General features: G+C 47.4%; 9 protein-coding genes. 6 read left to right on the top strand and 3 right to left on the bottom strand.

All coding sequences use genetic code 11. The features are described 5' to 3' along the window. Positions 1-66 precede the first annotated feature (66 nt). Both NDI48_19460 and arsB read right to left on the bottom strand, forming a co-directional pair. Complete coding sequence (locus tag NDI48_19460) at positions 67-1,977, bottom strand: PAS domain S-box protein (protein MEP0833348.1); 1,911 nt, start codon at positions 1,975-1,977, stop codon at positions 67-69. A 551-nt stretch (positions 1,978-2,528) separates the two neighbouring features. Beyond that, positions 2,529-3,836, bottom strand: a complete 1,308-nt coding sequence (gene arsB / locus NDI48_19455; protein MEP0833347.1) for an arsenical efflux pump membrane protein ArsB — start codon at positions 3,834-3,836, stop codon at positions 2,529-2,531. 223 nt (positions 3,837-4,059) lie between these two features. Here arsB and NDI48_19450 point away from each other — a divergent pair, with 223 nt between their 5' ends. From NDI48_19450 to NDI48_19425, 6 genes are all read left to right on the top strand, one after another. Further along, positions 4,060-7,521, top strand: a complete 3,462-nt coding sequence (locus tag NDI48_19450) for a filamentous hemagglutinin N-terminal domain-containing protein (GenBank protein ID MEP0833346.1) — start codon at positions 4,060-4,062, stop codon at positions 7,519-7,521. 53 nt (positions 7,522-7,574) lie between these two features. Beyond that, a complete protein-coding gene (locus tag NDI48_19445) occupies positions 7,575-10,661 on the top strand; it encodes a filamentous hemagglutinin N-terminal domain-containing protein (protein MEP0833345.1) in 3,087 nt (1,028 codons plus the stop codon). 112 nt (positions 10,662-10,773) lie between these two features. Then, entirely contained in the window at positions 10,774-12,762 is a 1,989-nt protein-coding gene (locus NDI48_19440; protein ID MEP0833344.1) for a filamentous hemagglutinin N-terminal domain-containing protein, read from the top strand. Between the two features lie 41 nt (positions 12,763-12,803). Beyond that, positions 12,804-15,581 (top strand): CHAT domain-containing protein, encoded by a 2,778-nt coding sequence (locus NDI48_19435; GenBank protein ID MEP0833343.1) that lies wholly within the window; start codon positions 12,804-12,806, stop codon positions 15,579-15,581. A gap of 405 nt (positions 15,582-15,986) precedes the next feature. After that, positions 15,987-17,075, top strand: coding sequence for a trypsin-like serine protease (locus tag NDI48_19430; protein MEP0833342.1), 1,089 nt, complete (start codon positions 15,987-15,989; stop codon positions 17,073-17,075). A 225-nt stretch (positions 17,076-17,300) separates the two neighbouring features. After that, the gene (locus NDI48_19425; GenBank protein ID MEP0833341.1) at positions 17,301-17,798 is read left to right on the top strand and encodes a hypothetical protein; all 498 of its coding nucleotides are present in this window, start codon (positions 17,301-17,303) and stop codon (positions 17,796-17,798) included. Between the two features lie 435 nt (positions 17,799-18,233). On the opposite strand, the gene NDI48_19420 is transcribed toward NDI48_19425, so the two are convergent. Further along, positions 18,234-18,668 (bottom strand): protease complex subunit PrcB family protein, encoded by a 435-nt coding sequence (locus tag NDI48_19420; GenBank protein ID MEP0833340.1) that lies wholly within the window; start codon positions 18,666-18,668, stop codon positions 18,234-18,236. Between the last annotated feature and the right edge of the window lie 116 nt (positions 18,669-18,784).

The raw sequence follows: 18,784 nt of genomic DNA, 5'->3' as shown, positions 1-18,784 counted from the left end.
AGAAAACTCTTTTGAACCTTCAACTGATCTAGAGCAGACCCTACCCGGTAGGGGCACCCATGAACATTACGCACACTGAGATAGACTAGCGGACACAGCCACCTGACGCACGGGAAGGGAAATCACAAATTCGGCTCCCTTTCCAGGTTCAGAGACACAAGTCAATTGACCGCCATGATGGTCTACGACAATTTGATAACTAATCGATAAACCCAAACCCGTACCTTTACCCGGTGGTTTTGTCGTAAAAAATGGCTCAAACAGTCGGCAGCTAATATCCTCACTCATTCCTGGGCCATTGTCAGAAATCCGAATCACAGCATGAGGAATTGTCTCTTGAGTCTGTCCTTCTAGCCGTTCTGGCTTCATGTCCTGAACGCCAGTGGTAATTGTGATTTGGTAATTCGTTTTTCGTGGCTTAACGGATGCCTGCAAAACATCAATCGCATTGGTGATCAAATGCATAAATACCTGATTCATTTGCCCTGCAAAACATTCCACGAAAGGCAGAGTGCCATACTCTTTGTTCACCGTAATCTCTGGATACTCCTCAGAGGCTTTCAATCGGTGTCGCAAAATCATCAGGGTGCTATCAAGACCTTCATGAAGGTCTACCGGCTTCATTTCCGTTTGCTCAGTTCTCAAGAAATTCTGAAGAGACAAAACAAGCTGGCGAAGACGGGTCGCTCCCACCTTCATGGAGGACAGCAGTTTTGGCATATCGGCCATCAAAAAATTCAGGTCGATAGCGTCCAGTTCCGCCTCAATGGCTGGAGCCGGCTGGGGATAGTGCTGGAAATAAAGTTCCACCAAGCGCATTAAATCATTGATGTAGCAACTGGCATAATCCAGGTTGCCGTAAATAAAACCGACTGGGTTGTTGATTTCATGGGCAATACCCGCAATCACCTGTCCCAGCGTTGTCATTTTTTCTGTGTGAATGAGTTGAGCTTGGGTACGCTGGAGTTTGCCCAACAGAGACGTTGCATGTTGTTTCTCGGCCTCCAGTTGCTGAGCTTGTTGTTTCAAGCGAGCCTTCGATTGCCGTAAAGCCGCCTCTGTGCGCTCATGCTCTGCAATCTCTTGTTTCAGGAGTTCATTCGTCCGGGTTAATTGTGCTGTTCGTTGTGCAACTCGTTTTTCCAATTCGTCATGCGCTTTTTGTAGCTCTTCTTCGGCAAGCTTACGCTCCGTAATATCGCGTGTTACTCGAACAAAGCCGCTGAGCCGTCCGTGATCATCCCGTAAGGCGGTAATCACAACATTAGCCCAAAACTTTGACCCATCCTTGCGAATTCGCCACCCTTCATCCTCAAAACGACCTTGAAGCGCCGCTATTTCTAACCCGTGCAAGGGTTTGCCCAGTTCAATATCTTTCTGGGTATAAAAACAGGAGATATGCTTACCGAGAATCTCGGAAGCTTGATATTGTTGGATGCGTTCGGCACCGATATTCCAGCTCACAATGCGACCGGCTGGGTTGAGCATGATAATCGCATAGTCTTTGACGCCCTCAACCAGTAAGCGGAAACGTTCTTCGCTTTCCTGCTGTGCAGCTTCTGCGCGTCTACACTCAGTATTATCACGAGCCACTGCGTAGATTAATTGCTCGTCTTGGCAGGCCGTCACATTCCACAACAGCCATTTGTAGGAACCGTCTTGGCAACGGTAACGATTTTCAAACTGTACAGTCCTTGCTTCTGTCGTAAGGTCTTGTAAGCGTTCCAGCATTGCTGACTGGTCTTCTGGATGAATCAACTCAATCCATCGTTGGCTTAAGAATTCTTCGGTGGTATAACCCAAAGTTTTCTCACACAGCGAGTTGAGTTGCTTGAAATAGCCGTCAAACCCCACGATGAAAAACATATCCAACGTGAGAGTGAACAGTTTATCCAGAGAGCCACAAACGAAATGCTTCGGCTCTACTTCCCTGCCGTTACTCTTGGTACATAGGGTTAGTGCAGTTTGGGTTGCCATTGCTTACTCACATGATTAATTAAACTCAACTCCTCCCTGATTTTCCGAGAGCGATTCAGCCTCATTCAGAGCAGCCGTCTATGGCTTGTCTTACATCGCCGACGCGCTATACGGTTTGCAAAACGCTCGAACAGCGATTTGCTAAATTTTACGCCCCTGCTCTTAAAGCAGTGGTTGAGAGGTAAGCAGATACACCCAAAGTAATGAAACTTTCAAATCTTTATCACTAGTTTAAAGCCTAGAACTAGCTTTTCCGATAAATTAATAGTAATACATATTCCTTAAATAATTGTTTAACATTGCTTAAACCATTGAAGCTTTCTATACCTATAACGTGATCTCGCGTTTTTCAATTGTTAATCATGGGTTTTCCCAGCCACTTTTTTCCTTTATTCACTAAATAAATTTCCAGAGTTACAATTCATGTTCTCTAATTCCCTTCTCGATCACAGGCGATTCAATCAAGTGAACCGTCCCTGTAAGCGAGCGCGATAAAGGTTAATACAAAGTAATATAAAATGAGTAATCACTCTCCTTCCTTCGTAAGCCACTCAGACAATTAGCCAAGGTAGCCAGATGGCTAAACCAAGCAAGCTTACCGATAAAACAGGGAGGGTGACAATAAAAGCGATGCGAATATATTGCTCCCAGGCTATGGGTCGTCCTTGACGGGCTAGAATATTCAGCCAGAGCAGGGTGGAGAGGCTGCCAATCGGTGTAATTTTCCCTCCCAGATCACAACCAATTACATTGGCATACATCATCACTTCTCGAACGGATGAATCGATCCCCAAGACATCTTGAATCGCTAGAGAATTAATCAGTACTGCTGGGATATTATTCATGACGCCAGATAGCAGAGTTGCCAAGAAACCCGTACCCATAGCAACTTGAGTGAGTCCCCATCCCGATAGCTGCTTTAACAACTGGCTCAGCAGAGTCGTTAACTCTGTATTACGCCAACTCAAAGCAAGAATTGACATCCCCAGACTGAACCCAAGCACTGACCAGGGAATTTCACACCACACCTTCCTCAAAGAAAGGATGGCGGTATTATCCTGGTGGAACCAACGTCCGGAGATGGCTAGCATCACCAAAGCACCACTCACAGCAATAGAAGAAACGGGGATACCCAAGGGCTGAGCCAAGAAGTAGCCGATCAGGAGTGAACCGAGGACAGCAAAGCTCCACTGGCAAACGACAGGGTCACGAATAACGCTATCCGGTGGGGGCATACGGTCAAGGTTGTAGGTAAAAGGGATATAACGATCAAAGTAGAACCAAATGACGCCCGTGCCGGTAGCGATTGCAACAAAATTCACCGGTATCATCACTAAGAGGTAGCGAAAAAAGGAAATATTAAAATAGTCGGTGGAAATCAGATTGACCAGATTGCTGGTTGATAAGGGCAAGCTCGTCGCGTCAGCGATAAAACCCGTAGCGAAGACCAAGGCAAACGTGGCTTTGGAGCTAAAACCTAGTAACAGCAGCATTTCCATCAAGGTAGGCGTCCAGATTAAGGCTGTCCCATAGTTGCTCAAGTTAGCCGTTAGTAAGGCTCCCAACACCATTAATAAGACAAAGAAGAGACGCCCGCGACCCAATCCGGCGTAAGCTAGCCACAGTGCCAACCCTCGAAAAAAACCTGCCTCATCGAGAATGCGGGAAATGATGATGAGAGCGATCGCAGTCAATGTAGCATTCCATACCATTCCCCAAACTATCGCTACGTCTTGCAAGGTCACGATACCAGTAATGAGGGCAAGCAGCGCTCCGCCTAAAGCAGTAAATCCCATACTGAGTCCTCGTGGCTGCCAGATTACGAGGATGAGAGTGAGAATAAAAATTGCAATTTGCAATGGGTGAGCTCCGCTTCAGGTCATCGGGATTTTACACAGGTTTTCGGTTACAGCTAAATTAAAATTAAATAAAATTTTTATAAATTCCGAAGTTTTGTTCGAGCCATCCTGGTTAATGATTGCCATTAATTATTGATTTTTATTAATTATTCATCCTTTTGGGAAATCTTAACTAGAATTTGTTAACTGAAAGGATAAATAATCAAAAAAGAGGAGAAAGCAGGTGCCAATTAATAGCCGAGCAAAAATTGATAAAAGTGGCTCGGCGAATCTTACCTATTATTTCTCTAAATTTCTTCTACATAGATTTAATTTTCTCTTAATAAATTTCTTGCTCGGTGGAGCGATCGCTTCTTTGGGAAATCCTACCCTGGCTCAGATTATCCCCGATGCCACTTTAGGGGTTGAACCTTCTGTTGTTACACCCCTTGATGACCTGGGATTGCCGATTGACGAAATCGATGGTGGAGCGCGTCGCGAGGCAAATTTATTCCACAGTTTTCTGGAATTTAATGTTGAGGCTGATCGAGGAGCCTACTTTTATAGCCCGGCTGGTATTCAGAATATTCTGGCACGGGTGACGGGTGGTAATCCATCAAGAATTCTGGGTCTGCTCGGTACTTTTGGTGATTCGACAGCTAACTTATTTTTGATTAATCCTAACGGGATTATCTTTGGGCCAAATGCCCAACTGGATGTTGCCGGTTCCTTTGTAGCGACGACGGCAAACAGTTTGGTGTTTGAAAATGGCTTGGCGTTTAGCGCTACCGACCCCCAAATCCCACCACTGCTAAGTATTAATGTGCCCATTGGGTTGCAATATGGGGGTAATACCGGAAGTATTCAGGTGCAGACTTCTATCCTCCAAGTACCCAATGGTAAAACCTTAGCTCTTGTCGGTGGTAAATTGCAGCTCAATCGCGCTTTGTTAGAAGCTCCCGAAGGTCGAGTCGAGTTGGTGGGGGTGAGCGGTTCGGGAACCGTTGGATTGGAAGAGAATAACAGCCGTCTGCGTTTAAGCGTTCCTGAAGGCATAGCACGCACAGATGTCTCCGTTAATCGCAGTGTGATCAGAAGTCTCGGTGACGGCGGTAGCATTACAATTTATGCCGATAATCTAACCATTGACCGCAGTAGTGTTAGGGCTGGATTCGATGCCGACTTTGGGTTCAATGGCACTCAAGCAGGAGATATCACACTTGATGCAGTAGGAGAGGTAAAGATAGGACAGGGAAGTATAATTACCAATTCTGTACTTCCGGATTCTACTGGGAATAGCGGCAACGTAAATATCAAAGCTACATTTGTTTCCCTAACAGATAACGCTCAAATAGGCGCGATCACTTTTGGGCAGGGAAACGCTGGAAAAATATCGATTGAGGCCAATGACTCTGTCTCATTGGCAGGCAACACTAGTATTAGAAGCAATGTGTACTGGGAAGCTGAAGGTGACGGTGGCGACATCAACATCCAGACTCCTTTGCTTTCCTTAACTGATGGTGCTGACCTGAGTACGAGTACCTTTGGTCAAGGAGATGCTGGCAATATCACCGTGCAGGCTAACGAATCCATTGTGCTTGTCAATGGTCGAATCTACAGCGCTGTCAGAGAAGGAGCTATCGGTCAAGGGGGCAAAATCAACATCCAAGCTGGCTCTGTCTCCTTAAGTGAAGGTGCTGCTTTAGATTCCAGCGTAGAACAAGGAGCGATCGGTTCAGGGGGTGACATTAACCTCAGTGTTGGCTCACTTTCCTTGACTGATAACTCGGTCTTGTTTGCTGATACGGGTGGGCAGGGAAACGCGGGTAATATAACGGTACAAGCCAATGATTTTATTTCCCTCACCAATAGCCAAATCTACTCTAATGTAGACTCTGGAGCCAACGGTCAGGCCGGGAACATTGACATCCAGACAGGTTACCTATCTCTAGTAGATGGGAGCCGTATCTCCAACAGCACCTTTGGCACAGGAAATGCTGGCAGCATTTTTGTACAGGCTAATGATTCTATTTCGCTCATCGGCGATACCAGCGCGATTATTAGCGGTGTAGCGGCGAAAGCGGAGGGCAATGGTGGCGACATCCAGCTCGCAGCTAAATCCCTCTGGTTAACCAACGGCGCTCAACTATTTGCCGCAACCTTTGGAGCAGGAAACTCAGGAAATATTGCAATCAACATTTCAGATACGGTTAACCTCTCTGGAGTTGGTTCAACAACAGGATTCTCTAGTGGGTTGTTGACTAACACGGAAGAGGGGGCTGGGGGCCAGGGTGGTGATATCAGAGTTAATACCAGTACCTTGCGAGTATCGGATAGCGCAGTCTTGAGTGCCGTCAGTCGGAGTGCCTTTAAGGGCGGTAATATCAATGTCGATGCCAATACGCTTGAGGTTACCAATGGTGGACAACTCCTCACCACGGCCTTCAGTAGCGGAGATGCAGGAAACATTACGGTTAATAGCAGCGATCGCATCATCCTTGCTGGCAATGATTCCACTTTCGCTGCACGCCTCGCCCAATTTGATCAAGTTGATACGGATGGTGCTGTCAGTGGCTTATTTGCTCGGACTGAAGGCGCTGGAGCGGCTGGAAATGTGATAATTAATACCCCATTGTTGACTGTCCTGGATACAGCACAGGTTTCTGCTTCTACTTCCGGTGGTACTGGTGGAAGTATCACCGTGACGGCAAATCGTTTTGAGGCCATTAATGGCGGACAACTCCGCACCACTACAGCCGGCAGCAACAACGCTGGGAACATCATCCTGAGAGTACGTGATGATCTTAACCTAGCCGGAGCTGACAGTGGTTTGTTTGCCAACACAGATCGCGGTTCTATCGGCAATGGCGGCAGTATTTTGATTAGTAACCCCAGGGCGGTGGTGATTCGGGATGGTGCAAGTGTCGCTGTAGATAGCCAGGGCGCGGGGGAAGGCGGTAATATCCAGATTCAGACGGGTGTTCTGACCCTTAATAATCAAGTCTCAATCTCTGCCGAAACGGCTAGTAATTCGGGCGGCGATATTAGCCTACAGGTGCAGGATTTATTGCTGATGCGCCACGGTAGCCGTATATCTACTACCGCAGGCACGGCTCAAGCTGGGGGAGATGGTGGCAATATCGCGATTGATGCTCAGTTTATCCTTGCTGTCCCCAAAGAGAATAGCGACATCACCGCCAATGCCTTCACAGGTCAAGGTGGCAATATCAACATTACAACTCAAGGTATCTATGGCCTTCAATTCCGTCCTCGCCTGACTCCGTTGAGTGATATTACCGCCACTTCTGAGTTTGGGGTAAACGGCACTGTGCAAATTATCACGCCCGATGTTGACCCCAGGCAGGGGTTAGTTAACTTGCCCATTGAGCCAGTCAACGTAGAAGTTGCACAAGGCTGCCAATCAGCTGAACAGCAGGGAGCTGTTGAGTTTTTCGATACTGGCAGAGGGGGTTTAGCACCTAATCCTTATGAACCTCTGAGCAGCAGTAACATTTGGGAAGATGTACCCTCTTCCACACAGGGAACTGAACTTGAGGCTCGTGCTGTTCCTGTCTCTGCCGCACCCGCAACCCCACCGGACAAAATTGTCGAGGCTCAAGGGTGGCGGATTAACCAAAAAGGGGAAGTTGTCCTTGTAGCTGAGGTACCTACCACTGGCACTCCAAATCGCTGTCGCCTACGCTAGCTACCCTGATTCTTGCTTTTTATACACAGTTGCAAGAGTAAAGCGAATATCTTATGAAGACTCTTAGTGGATTAAAGAAGGGCAGGAGGCTTAATCGAGTTAATTCCTTAATCAGTGAAGCGATACCCCTAACGCGATGCTTCGTGAAAAGCTTCGCTGGTGCCCTTTGGGCAATCGCAGTCTCTGGAAACTACGCTTTGGGTCAAGTTGTCGGTGACAATACCTTGGGTGATGAAAATTCTAGAGTCACATCCTCTAAACCAGGAGCTTTTCAAATTGATGGTGGAGCAACTAGGGGTACAAATCTTTTCCACAGTTTTAGCCAGTTTTCTGTACCCACTGGTGGAAGCGCCTACTTCAATAATGCGCTCAATATTCAGAACATCATGACCCGCGTGACAGGTAGCTCCGTCTCTAATATTGATGGTTTGATAGGAGCTAATGGCACAGCCAACCTCTTTTTAATCAATCCCAACGGGATTATTTTTGGTGCCAATGCCAAGCTCAACATTAACGGCTCTTTCATAGCCAGTACAGCTAGTAGCCTGTTCTTTGCTGATGGTACAGAATTCAGCGCCACAGATACTCAAACGACACCCCAATTGACGGTAAATGTTCCGCTCGGCTTGCAATTGGCAGACAATCCTGCCCCTATAAAGGTGAATAGATCTAATCTAGAAGTCAAACCTAATCAAAACTTAGTTTTGGTAGGCGGTGATGTGAGCTTAGACAAAGGGAAACTAACAGCACCGGGAGGACGAATTGAGTTAGGAGGATTATCTACAGCCGGGAAAGTTGGGCTGAATGAGAATGGCAGCTTGAACTTTCCTAATAATGTAGCGCTTTCCGATGTGTTTCTTACTAATGGTGCTTCTGTGAATGTACCTGCTGGGAGTGGAGGCTTTATTACCATCAATGCTCGTAATTTAGCCGTATCAGGAGGAAGTAAGCTGATAGCTGGAATAAGGAAAGATGGCGGAATACCGGAGGCTCAGGCGGGAAATGTGGTGATTAACGCTTCTGATAGAGTTTCTTTTGAGAGAAGTAGAGTAGAGAATCAAGTAGATCAGAACGCCTTGGGTAATGCAGGCAATATCGAGATTACCACTGGTTCGCTGTTTTTAAGCAATGGTGCCTCACTCAATGCCAGTATTCGGGGAAAGGGAAATGCCGGCCAGGTTATCCTTCGTGCCAGCGATACTATCTCCTTGGATCGGAGTTTCATTTTTAGCAGAGTAGAACAGAACGCTGTGGGCAACTCAGGTGGGATTGACATCACGACAGGAATGCTGTCTCTGGTGAATCAGGCTGGACTCAGTGCCACCACCCACGGCAAAGGCGATGCAGGCCAGGTCATCATTCGGGCCAGCGATACCATCTCCATGACCGATGAGAGTTTTGTCAACAGCAGAGTAGCTTCTAACGGCTACGGCGAATCAGGCGGCATTGTCATCAGTGCAGAAACACTTTCTCTAACCAATAAAGCCTCAATGAGTACCAGCGTGGACAAGGACGGTCAAGGCAAGGCAGGCAACATCTACATCACCACCGATTCGCTTTCTTTGAGCAATAAACCCTCACTCAATGCCAACATTGGGGGGGTGGGAAATGGAGGTCAAGTCATCATTCGTGCCAGCGATACGATCTTCTTGGATGGGGGTTTCATCTCTAGCAGAGTGGAACCGAACGCTGTAGGCAACTCAGGTGGGATTGACATCACGACAGGAATGCTGTCTCTGGTGAATCAGGCTGGACTCAGTGCCACCACCCACGGCAAAGGCGATGCAGGCCAGGTAATCATTCGTGCTAGCGATCGCATCTCCATGACCGATGAGAGTTTCGTCAACAGCAGGATAGCTTCTAACGGCGACGGCAACTCAGGCGGCATTGTCATCCGTGCAGAAACATTGTCTTTAACCAATAAAGCTTCACTGAGTACCAGCGTAGACAAAGACGGTCATGGCGAGGCAGGCAGCATCGACATCACTACTGATTCGTTTTCTCTCTCGCATAAAGCCTCACTCAGTACCAGACTTCGGGGAGTGGGAAATGCAGGCCAGGTCATCATTCGGGCTACCGATTCCATTTCCTTGGATGGAGGTTTTGTCTCCAGTAGGGTGGAAGAGAACGCCGAGGGCAACTCTGGCGGAATTGACATGACGACCGGAAGGCTTTCTCTGGTGAATCAGGCTGGACTCAGTGCCACTACCCAGGGCAAAGGAGATGCAGGCCAGGTGATCCTTCGTGCCAGCGATCGCATCTCCATGACAGATGAGAGTTTTGTCAACAGCAGGGTGGCTCCTAAAGGCCAAGGCAACGCAGGCGGCATCCATATCACTACAGGAACACTTTCTCTGAGCAATAATGCAAGCCTGAATGTCGGCAGCTTTAGTCAAAGGAATGCAGGCAATATCAATGTTGTAGCTGACTCTATCCGTCTAGACAATGGCGCAACCATCAACGCTAACACCCAAGGGGGGCAGGGGAATATCAACCTGACTGCTGTGGATTTAGTGTTGCGTCATGGCAGCCGCATTAGCACCAACGCCTCTGGAAGCAATGTTAGCGGTGGCAATATTACCATTGATACAGGTGTCCTAGCCGCTTTGGAAAATAGTGACATCAGTGCCAATTCACAGGACTTCCGTGGCGGAAATGTAAATATCACAGCTCAAGGTATCTTTGGTACACAGTTGCGATCGCAGTTGACTCCAGAAAGTGACATTACCGCCACAGGAGCAGATTCTTCATTAAATGGGACGGTAACAATCATCACGCCAGATGTTGATCCCAGCCAGGGGTTAGCCAACTTGCCAGTTGAGCCAGTCAACGTAGAAGTTGCACAAGGCTGCCAATCAGCTCAACAGCAGGGAACTGTTGCGTTTTTCAATACTGGCAGAGGGGGTTTAGCACCTAATCCTTACGAACCGATAAGCAGCAATTACATTTGGGAAGATGTACCCTCTTCCACACAGGGAACTGAGCTTGAGGCTCGTGCTGTTCCTGTGTCTGCCGCATCAGCAACCCCACCTGACAAAATTGTCGAGGCTCAAGGGTGGCTGATCAATGCAAAAGGAGAAGTTGTTCTCGTTCCACAGATGCCTACTACCCACCCCCAAACTCGCTGTCGCGTATATTAGCAGCCTGTGGCTTATTGATTTCACAGTGTTTGAGAGCAAAGATATGAGCAGAAAATTACTAGGAGATCGACAGGAGTTGAAAGAGTACAGCACATAGGAAACCGATGGTTCTATGAAGACTATAAGTGGATTACAGGAGGGCTGGAAGCTTAGTGTAGTTAATTCCTTAGTATTAGGTGGAGCTATTACCTTAATGCGCTGCTTCGCTTTCAGCAACACTTGTGCCCTTTGGGCAATCGCTGTCTCTGGAAATTACGCTGTGGCCCAAGTGGCTAGCGATAATACATTGGGTGCTGAAAGTTCTCTAGTCACATCTCCCCGACCAGGAGCTTTCCAGATTGATGGCGGAGCAACTAGGGGTACAAATCTCTTCCACAGTTTTAGCGAGTTTTCTGTACCCAGCAACGGCGCTGCCTACTTCAACAATGCGCTCAATATTCAAAATATCATGACGCGCGTGACTGGTGAGTCTGTCTCTAACATTGATGGTTTGATCACAGCCAACGGCACAGCCAACCTGTTTCTACTCAATCCCAATGGCATTATTTTTGGCCCTAATGCCTCGCTGAACATTGGCGGCTCTTTCATTGGGAGTACCGCTAGTAGCCTGACCTTTGCTGATAGTACCCACTTTAGTGCCACTGCAACCCAAACTACACCCCTGCTGACCATCAGTGTTCCTCTGGGTTTGCAATACGAGGGTAATGCTGGAAGTCTTCGGGTGCAGGGATCTAAACTCAAAGTGCCCCATAGTAAAACCTTAGCTCTTGTGGGTGGCAATGTGGAACTCAATGACGCTTTTTTGCAGGCTCCAGGTGGTCGAATTGAGTTGGGGGGAGTAGCAGGCTCAGGAACCATTGGTTTAGAGGTTGATAACGGCAGTCTGCGCTTGAGCTTTTCTCAGGGTTTAGCACGGACAGATGTCTTACTCAATGGCGGTACAATTGATGTCGTTGCTGGGAGTGGCGGTAGTATTACGATTTATGGCGAGAATCTAACAATAGAGAATACCCTTGTTCGTTCTGGAATCGAGCAAAGTCCTGGGGGCGGCAACACCGGCGGCATCCTTCCTGGGGGTGGCAACACCGGCGGCAACTTTCCTGGGGGCGGCAACGATCCAGGCGTCTCCAACAATATTGGCGGCGGTGACGCTCTCAGTGGTGGCAATGATGGGGGCACAACCCCGACGGGCCTTGATGGTGTTACCTTAGTCGGGGTTGGCAGTGGGCTGCTGGCCAACACAGACCCCGCTTCTACTGGTAACGGTGGCAGTATTTTCATTAGCTCCAGTAGGAGCATTATTCTGAATGGCGCAAGTGTTGCTGTGGATAGCAAGGGTACTGGACAAGGCGGTAATGTCCACATTCAGGCAGATTCGCTGGTCATTAACAATAAAGCCTCAATCTCTGCCGAGACGACTAGCAACAGAGGCGGGAATATTACCCTACAGGTGCAGGAATTGTTGTTGATGCGCCACGGTAGCAGTATATCCACTACCGCAGGTACTGCTAGGGCGGGCGGAGATGGTGGCAACATCGTAATTGATGCTGACTTTATCGTTGCCGTTCCCAAAGAAAATAGCGACATCAGCGCCAATGCGTTCACAGGTCGAGGCGGAAATATCAACATCACAGCTCATGGGATTTATGGGATTGAATTGCGCCCACAAGATACCCCTTTAAGTGATATTACCGCCAGTTCTCGGTTTGGCGTCAGCGGTGTAGTGATCATCAACACCCCCGATGTTGACCCCAGCAGGGGGTTAGCCAACTTGCCAGTTGAGCCAGTCAATGTGGAAGTTGCCCAGGACTGCCAAGCAGGTGGAAAGCAGGCATCTATTGGCTTTTTCAACACTGGCAGAGGGGGTTTAGCGCCTAATCCTTACGAACCTATCAGCAGCAGTGACATCTGGGAAGATGTACCATCTGCCACACAGGGAACTGAGCTTGAGGCTCGTGCTGTTCCTGTCTCTGCCGCACCCGCAACCCCACCTGACAAAATTGTCGAGGCTCAAGGGTGGCGGATTAATCAAAAAGGGGAAGTTGTCCTTGTGGCTGAGGTACCCACCACTGGCACCCAAAGTCGCTGTCGCCTACGTTAGCTATCCTGATTCTTCGTTTTTCAGTGTTGGAGAACCAGTCCATGAGCAGCAAATCGCCTCTATTTTGCCATCCAATCCGACTCTTGGGGAAGTCCGCGCCACGCAAGGCGTACCAGCAGATAGTCAGACTCAGCTTTATAGCCTTGTTAGCACTTATTACAACCTTATCGGTTCCCGCTCTGTCAGCTCAACCGATTGAAGGCACTTCTCAAGGCATTTCTCAGACCTCAAATGCCAACTTGTTACTGCAACAGGGCATAGAACTTTATGAGGCTGGACAATTTTCGCAGGCGATAGAGGTTTGGCAGCAGGCAGTTTCTACTTTTGTAACTCAGGGAGATACTCTGAACCAAGCGCTAGTGTTGCGCTATCTCGCGTTGGCTTATCAGCACTTGGGACAATGGCAGGAGGCAGAAGGTGCGATCGCAAACAGCCTTAACCTTCTAAAGAACCAGGCACAAACAGCTAACAGCCAGGCTTACTTAGATGTTTTCGCCAAAGCCTTGAACACTCAAGGTCGCCTGCAATGGGCAAAAGGACATTTAGAGCAAGCTCTGGAAACCTGGAAGAGAGCAGCCGCTACTTACGACAAAGCGGGTAATCAGACAGGCATTATTGGTAGTTTAATTAACCAAGCCCAGACTCTACAAGCATTAGGGTTCAGCACTCAGGCTAAAGCGGAATTACTGAAGGTTGAGAACATCCTACAGCAGCAATCTAACCCCGAACTCAGAGCAACTGGCTTGCAAAGCTTGGGTAAGGCTCTTAGACAAGTTGGCAGGCTAAGAGAGTCTCGATCCGTTTTGCAAACCAGTTTGCAAGTGGCTAAAGACTTTCAACTCTCTAAAGCGCTTGGTTCGGCTTTGCTGGAGTTGGGGAATACCGAACGCGCCTTGGGTAATAGAGCGATCGCGATTGGTCAGGAAGAAGATGAGACGAAGCATACTCAGGCTGCGATCGCATTTTATCAACAGGCCACTGACTCACCTCCCCTCAGACTTCACGCTCACTTAAATTTGCTCAGTCTTTTAATAGAAACTGGGAAATGGTCAGAGGCAGCAAAACTGCAAGCCACAATCAGGCCGTCGATTACCAGCTTGCCTGCGAGTCGAACCAATATCTATGCCCGACTAAACTTTGCTCAAAGTCTGACTTGTCTCCGGCCTAATATTGACAAATATACAATTTCGTGCAAGAGGCGCGATAGCGCACATCGCCAAGAAAAGCTGAGAGAACAGCTTCCCCAGCAAAGCCTCGTCCCAGTTTCCTCGCCAGAAATTGCCCAGATTTTAGCCGATACAGTCCAACAGGCTCGTACTCTCAAAGACCGAAGAGCCGAATCCTATGCTCTGGGGCAGTTAGGTGGACTCTATGAACTGACCGAACAGTGGTCAGCAGCGCAAGAGCTTACCCAGAAAGCTCTCCTCCTCGCTGAGGAGAGTCAAGCTCCCGATATTCGCTACCGTTGGGAATGGCAGTTGGGACGTTTATGGGAAAAACAAGGCGATCGAAAAAGAGCGATTCCTGCCTATAAAGAAGCAGTTAAAACCCTCAAGTCCGTCAAGAGCGACTTGCTCACCATTGACTCAGATGTACAATTCTCCTTTCGAGACAATGTGGAACCGATTCACCGCAAACTCGTTGATTTACTATTAAGAACTGAGGGAAATTCCGAACCCAGCCAAACCGATCTTAAGGAAGCTATTGAGGCCATTGACGCTCTCCAGTTAGCTGAACTGGAAAATTTCCTGAGCTGTAACCTTTCTCAGAGAGTACAGCTTAACCAAGAGGGTGACAAGGTAGACCAGAAAGCTGTATTTATTTATCCAATTATTCTGGAAGATCGATTAGAAGTGATTGCCAAACTTCCAGGACAGCCTCTCAAACACTATGTAAATTTTGCCAAACAGACAGAGGTCGAAAAAACGGCGATCGATTTGCGATCAAACTTATTAAGACGCAACCGTCCAGAAGAAGTTATCCAAAAAGCTACACAACTTTACGAATGGTTGATTAGACCGCTGGAGCAAGAATTAGAAAACACTAGAGAAGTCAAAACATTAGTGTTTGTGTTGGATGGGGTGCTGCGAAATATTCCCATGTCAGTACTTTATGATGGCAAAAAGAAAGAGTATCTGATGCAGAAGCCCTATGCTGTTGCTTTGGTTCCAGGTTTGCAGCTTTTTGACCTGCGCTCCTTGCAGCGAGAAAAGTTAGAGATATTGACAGCAGGAGTGAGCGAGCAGAGAGAAGTTGAGCGACGAAAGTTTAACGAACTTCCTAATGTAGTAGATGAATTGCAACAAGTTGGGAGTATTTTACCTTCAGAATTACTATTGAATCTAAAATTTACGGGGGCGAATCTTCAAACCAAGATTAATTCCGGTGCTTTTTCTGTTGTTCATATCGCAACTCATGGTAAATTCAGTTCTGACCCTGAAGAAACATTTATTCTGGCTTACGATCAACTCCTCAACAGCAGTGACTTGAACAACATGCTCCGAATTAACAACCAAAGTTCTTCTAAAAGCGTTGAGTTGCTTGTCCTAAGTGCCTGTGAGACAGCACAAGGAGATAACCGAGCGACATTGGGGTTAGCTGGGATAGCGGTGAGAGCAGGGGCACGCAGTGTGCTGTCAACGTTGTGGCAAGTAAGCGATCGCTCTACGGCTGAACTAATGGGACAATTCTACAAGGAGTTGACCAACCCAGGCGTGACGAAGGCTGAAGCGTTGCATCAAGCTCAGTTAGCTCTGTTTAAGCAATATAAAGCTCCCTACTATTGGGCACCTTATGTTTTAGTTGGGAATTGGCTTTAGTCTTTGCTGTATTGAGAGATTTTGAGATATCTATTAATTTTTAATTATCATAAACAGTGAGTAATTGTAATTTTTGTTACATAAATTAATTTTAGTGATTTTGCATAAAACTCTGGCTTTTTGAGTTGAGTAATAGATAGAGGGAGAGCAACTTCCGCTTAACCCTCAATTCAAACATCAACCTAATAATTAGACTTCTTGCATAAAAAGCAAAGCTAAAGGCGATAACGACCACAGCTACCTGGCAAAAATTGATTTTTGCAAGAAATCTAGGAGGACTTTCGCATAAAAGGCAAAGACAAGGGCGATAAGTACTACAGCTAACTAGCAAAAATTGACATTGGCAAGAGCTTTTGTGACGGAATATTTCCGTCGTGTTGTACTAGTTCAAAATTTGTGAAATATATGCGTACTAACAAGAACCAGTGGATTCTACCCTTAATAGCTGGAACATCCTGTATCCTGACCCTTACTGGAGTGACACAAGCGCTTTCACAGCCTGAGGCACTTCAAGTACCTACAGCTCCACTGTCACCGAATGACCCGGCTGCAAAGCTCGATCCGAAGCTTGTGAATGTCCCAGCTATGCCCCAGCCTGGACCGACCATATCTACGATTCCCCTCTCCCCCCAGTCACCTGTCTCAGTCTCAGCAGTAGGCTATGACCCTCAAACTGGTACTGTCCAAGAGATTAGTCGCCAACAACAGCTATCTTCTAGCACAGCTCAACAGGGTGGTGTTCCCAATTTGGGACGAGATCCAACGGTTCAGCAAGAGCCTGACAAGGGGGTGCCAGTTCGCACGATTGGACCTACACCCAGCAGCGTAATTGGTCAAGATGATCGCATCCGGATCGACAACACGACTACCTATCCCTGGCGTACCCAAGCAAAACTATACGTGACCTATCCCAACGGTCAGATTTATGGGTGTTCAGGCACGCTGATCAGTGCCAAGTATCTATTAACAGCGGGTCATTGTGTTCATAATCCGTCCAGGGGGGGGTGGATCACTAAAATGGAAGTAATTCCTGGTCTCAATGGAACCTATAAACCTTATGGATCGGTCTTTGCCACCTATTTCCGAAGTTACACGGGCTGGACGAAAGATCGAAACAAGAACTACGACTTTGCTCTAGTTACCCTCGATAGAAACATTGGCAATACTACCGGATGGTTGGGCTATAACTACTATTCATCTATTAATGGCGTGACTGGCAACATAGCAGGCTACCCGGGCGACAAGGGCAGTGTTTACCTCTACTACGATGCCGGTTCGATTGGCAGCTCAACCTCGCAGCGCCTCCATTATCAAATCGATACAAATAGCGGTCAGAGTGGGAGTGGGATTTACCGGATTATCAACAATGACCGCTATGTCTTTGGTGTCCACACGGACGGAAATGAGGGTTCATGCAAACCAAACAATTGCGGTACCCGCATTGACTCCAACAAGTTAAAAGATCTCAATGCCTGGATTGCTACTGGCAACTAAGGCATCCCCACCCTTCCACAAAATTCTTGTTTTGGTAAGGCAACTCCCTATGCACAGCTCTCACCCCCAGCGCCGACAAGCCACTGGGGGTGACAAACTTGTAACAAAAACTTTGACATTTTATGGAATAACATAATTTCCTTTGATCGTAGTGAGGAAACAAAGGTTAATTTACTTCGTCTTTATCTCTAGCTGAACTATATTGTTATTGAGTAAGGAATTTTTATGAAGTCTTTGAGCAACAAACAGTGGGTTCTACCATTGTTAACTGGAGCTTCTATCATCCTGTCCCTTGCTGGGGTAACACAGGCACTTCCACAGGCTGATCCAGCTCAACCTCGTTCAGTCCCACTGTCACCAAATGACCCAGCAGCGCAGCTTGATCCAAGTCTTGTGAATGTTCCAGCCATGCCCGAACAAAATCAAAATACAGATAGCTCCCCAACCTATCCACTATCACCAAATGACCCGGCGGCGAAGCTTGACCCAAGTCTGGTGAATGTCCCAGCTATGCCTGAACAAAATACAGATAGCTCCCCAACGTCACGCAGCACCCAGTCACCCGACAGAGAAATAAGCTATGACGTTGGCACTCGTTCTACCCGAGTTGGTGAGATCAGACCTATGACGCCTTCTAACACGTCTACAAGAGCTGGTTCTCCTCATATAGGAGCCGACTCCAAGATCGATCCAGAGTTTCCTGGGCTTGTAGACCAAAAGTGAGGGTTTGTCTAGCTGTAGCTCATAAGGTCAACATTCCTGGCAGCGCTCTAGAGCAGCTGCCAAACCATGAAGAGTCCAGAGTCTTGAGCGATCGCCTTCGCTTATAAACTTCCAGCCGGCCTTCTATGATCGACTATACCTGTCAATAGAGGCTTGGAGTTGCCTATACCATGCGGTAGGACACGACAATATTGTGCTCCTACAAGTCCTGTATTGCACCGAAGATCGCTGTCCCAATTACCCATCAATGACTCATTACCGACGGTGCTGCACTTTCTCCCATCCCCTTAAGGATAATGGACTTCCGTTGTCAATTCCCAATTCCGTAAAAACCGATTCTGCCAGTCGAGGATGCGGAATGTGGGTGGAAACAACAGGCAGAGAATGTACCGATTCGAGTAGTAGCCTTTAACCTCTCTGGCAAAAATCAACTGCTCACTTAGAGCAAGTAGAAGTAATTTTCTGACCTCTCAACTCAACCGTAACATTAGACTTCTCAGTTAATACAAAAACAGCAGGTGTTGTGGGTTGCTGAGTCAACAGACAATTTTTATCAGGGATGATTTCACTGTAATGAATAACCCACCGATTACCCAGCTGATTCTGAACGGGCGCGATGCGATCAACCCGAACGCTAAATCCTCCAGTTGGTCTAGAACCTGAAGTTAAGGCAATTACCATCTGCTTATCAAAATTTACAGCCGGAGCAGGACGTTTTTGCAAGTTCATATCTAGGAAAGAACTACTCGCCCAAAATTTAGCCCATTCCTGCTGATTTCGGAAAACAATAGCTTTGGGTTCAGGTTGAAACCCTTCTTCCAAGGGACTATGACCAACGTCAAGGCTTTCAAATTTAACAGATTTATTCATTGTGGGAGCTTGCAAAGAAGGTCTAGACTGTGAAGGAAGTGAGCGAGATGGGCTACTTAGAGCTTGGGAATAGCAACCACTTGCTGTAATAACTGCACCCAGGCTCACTAGCTTAA

Source organism: Microcoleus sp. AS-A8, from assembly GCA_039962225.1.
Classification (GTDB): domain Bacteria; phylum Cyanobacteriota; class Cyanobacteriia; order Cyanobacteriales; family Coleofasciculaceae; genus Allocoleopsis.
Note: the sequence above shows the minus strand (reverse complement) of the source record. Positions and strands in the feature narration are given on the sequence as shown.

Coding starts and splice junctions, on each gene's coding strand:
- NDI48_19445 (MEP0833345.1), top strand. CDS start 7,575: ATGAAGACTCTTAGTGGATTAAAGAAGGGCAGGAGGCTTAATCGAGTT.
- NDI48_19420 (MEP0833340.1), bottom strand. CDS start 18,668: ATGAATAAATCTGTTAAATTTGAAAGCCTTGACGTTGGTCATAGTCCC.
- NDI48_19435 (MEP0833343.1), top strand. CDS start 12,804: ATGAGCAGCAAATCGCCTCTATTTTGCCATCCAATCCGACTCTTGGGG.
- NDI48_19440 (MEP0833344.1), top strand. CDS start 10,774: ATGAAGACTATAAGTGGATTACAGGAGGGCTGGAAGCTTAGTGTAGTT.
- NDI48_19425 (MEP0833341.1), top strand. CDS start 17,301: ATGAAGTCTTTGAGCAACAAACAGTGGGTTCTACCATTGTTAACTGGA.
- NDI48_19430 (MEP0833342.1), top strand. CDS start 15,987: ATGCGTACTAACAAGAACCAGTGGATTCTACCCTTAATAGCTGGAACA.
- NDI48_19460 (MEP0833348.1), bottom strand. CDS start 1,977: ATGGCAACCCAAACTGCACTAACCCTATGTACCAAGAGTAACGGCAGG.